Raw genomic sequence first — 2233 nt, 5'->3', positions numbered from 1 at the left:
GATCTGGGGCGGGATGATCTGCTCCCGGCGGGGACGCAGCAGCAGCTTGACGATCTCGAGGGCCGCGTGCGCGACGCCGGCTGCGACGACGAGATGGATCGCCTGCTGTCCGAACGCGCCGACCAGATCCAAGGCGGCGGCGTCATCGCCGATGCCGTTCGCGAGGGCCTGAGCGAGGGCGGGGACCTGCCGTTCTAGACGATCGCTGGCAGCGAGCCCTCGAACAGTCGCGGATGGCGGTGACATGCGCAGCCCTGCTTCGACGTACCCGCAGCGACCCGCGGCGCGGCGTCGGCCGCACACGTCCGCGGACCAGCGCGTGAACTCCTCGAGTTCGCAGGCAACCGATAACCGGGGATGGTATGACCGGAGTTCTGTCACCCCAACTGGGCCGTGCGATCGATCCTTGCCATGTGGTCCCAGGCGACCGTCCCGAGACCGTTACGAGCTGGACGATGACAAGACCGCGCGAGACGCTTTCCCGAACTGCGCCCGGGCTGCGCTCACGTCGTGAGCTGGCCGAACCATGCGACATCACCGTCCACGCGGTGGCAAAGCACCTCAAGGTCCACGAATCCGCCGGGCTCACCAAGACCAAGCACGGCCAGCGCCGCACCGTCCACCTGGAAGCCAACGTGTTCGACCTGATGACGAAATGGGTCGAGCGCTATGGCGCTCGTTTGGTGGGGTCGTTCGCGCTGTAGCACCTAGCCAGCCGGGTCATCGTGGGGTGGCTGTAGAGCGGCACCGGACGCAGCGTGTTGCTGGTCGGGGTGTCCCACGCCGCGCACAACGCCACGGTCGGCGCCTTTGGGTTCGCACACACGTTCCTTCCAGGATCCGATGAGGCGACCGTGCTGACGAGCTTCATCATCGTGATCGCGGCGGCGCTGCTGATCGTGGTGTTGATCAAGGGCCGGCTGGCGTACCGACCCACCGCCGTCGACCCGACAGCGTGAGCGTCGGCCCGGCGGACCCGCCGTGGGCGCGCCCGACAACCCCGGCCGGTGACGGGTTGGTCGCGTCGTAGCCGTAGGGATACTCGTCGACCGGTCCGTCTTGGCTTCTCCACGGGCGCTCGGTGCTGTGTCTCGTCCTCGGGGAGGAGGCGCCGCCGTCGTGGTTCGTCCTCGGGGATGGGCCGGTTCGGTTCGCCGGGCCGAAGACGTCGACCCGTCCCGCTGCCTACCCTGCCGGCAGGTGGCTCGATGTGCGACACAGCTGTCGGGGCATCGGTGCCGCGGCGATCGCGTGCGGCGCGCACTTCTTGGCGCAGGAGGGTGGAGACGATGGGTGCTGGAGTCGCTCCGATCGAAGTGCGTGCACCTCGAGACCGGTCGGCGTGGGGTTGGGACAGCCTGACCGACGCCGAGTTGAGGGTGGTGGGGCTGACCACCGAGGGCCTGACCAACCGCGAGATCGCCGAACGCCTGTTCGTGTCCAGACGGACCGTGGCGACCCACCTCGAGCACGTGTTCTGCAAGCTCGGCCTTTCGAGCAGGGTGAAGCTCGCCGCCGAGGCAGCGCGGCGGCTCGGCTAACGGGCCGCGCGCGGGCAGGCCGGGAGGCATCCGGGTGACAAAGCTGAGATACTCGAACCGGGCCGGGTTCCCGGAAGCGCCCCGGGACCACCCAGTGACCAGAGGCGCGCCGATGAGTGTCGCGAAGGGCCAGGCCCTGCGGCTCCGCCCCACCCGCGTGGGTCGTTGGGCGTGGCGGCGGACGCGCGGTGCGATGCGCGCGATGGTCGTCCCCGAACCGGTCAGGTCGCGCGTGTTCGACTCGTGCGTCGCGTTGTTCGTATGCGCCTTCGACGTGTGGCAGCTCGTCGATCCACCAGCAGGTGGAACCGTCGACCGGCTGTCGGGTGCCGCCTTCCTGGCGGCGGCGGCCGTGCCACTGCAGTGGCGCCGCCGCCACGCCATCGCCGTGCTCGCGGCGCTCACACTGGTCAACCTCGCGTGGTTCGCGATCCCCTACGTCACCACGCCACCCCTGGAACACTTCAACGCGGGCTTTGTCGCGTTCATCGTCAGCCTGTACAGCGTGGGCCTGTACGCGAGCAGCCCGAGGACCGCCGTAGTCGCCGCGCTGGCTGCGCTCGGCGCGGTGCTGCCGGTCGCTGCGCTGACCGATGAGGAGTTCCAGTCCAACCCTCGCGTGTTCTTCCTGAACGCGGCGATCGTTGCCGTGTTCTTCTACGTCGGATTCGTCGGACGCGTCCAGCGCGACT

Annotated in this window: 5 protein-coding genes; all 5 read left to right on the top strand. The window is 69.1% G+C overall.

The window, feature by feature from the left end; genetic code table 11:
- Positions 1-198, top strand: a 198-nt coding sequence (locus VFZ70_08905; protein HEX6255915.1) for a hypothetical protein, incomplete at its 5' end; no start/stop codon positions are given.
- 257 nt (positions 199-455) lie between these two features.
- Positions 456-704 (top strand): hypothetical protein, encoded by a 249-nt coding sequence (locus tag VFZ70_08900; GenBank protein HEX6255914.1) that lies wholly within the window; start codon positions 456-458, stop codon positions 702-704.
- Between the two features lie 54 nt (positions 705-758).
- Entirely contained in the window at positions 759-959 is a 201-nt protein-coding gene (locus VFZ70_08895) for a hypothetical protein (protein ID HEX6255913.1), read from the top strand.
- Between the two features lie 330 nt (positions 960-1289).
- A complete protein-coding gene (locus tag VFZ70_08890; protein ID HEX6255912.1) occupies positions 1290-1541 on the top strand; it encodes a helix-turn-helix transcriptional regulator in 252 nt (83 codons plus the stop codon).
- Positions 1542-1653: 112 nt separating this feature from the next.
- The coding region (locus VFZ70_08885; protein HEX6255911.1) for a hypothetical protein at positions 1654-2233 on the top strand (580 nt) is incomplete at its 3' end.

The sequence above is a fragment of the Euzebyales bacterium genome (assembly GCA_036374135.1).
Taxonomy (GTDB): Bacteria; Actinomycetota; Nitriliruptoria; order Euzebyales; family JAHELV01; genus JAHELV01.
Note: the sequence above shows the minus strand (reverse complement) of the source record. Positions and strands in the feature narration are given on the sequence as shown.

Coding starts and splice junctions, on each gene's coding strand:
- VFZ70_08900 (HEX6255914.1), top strand. CDS start 456: ATGACAAGACCGCGCGAGACGCTTTCCCGAACTGCGCCCGGGCTGCGC.
- VFZ70_08890 (HEX6255912.1), top strand. CDS start 1,290: ATGGGTGCTGGAGTCGCTCCGATCGAAGTGCGTGCACCTCGAGACCGG.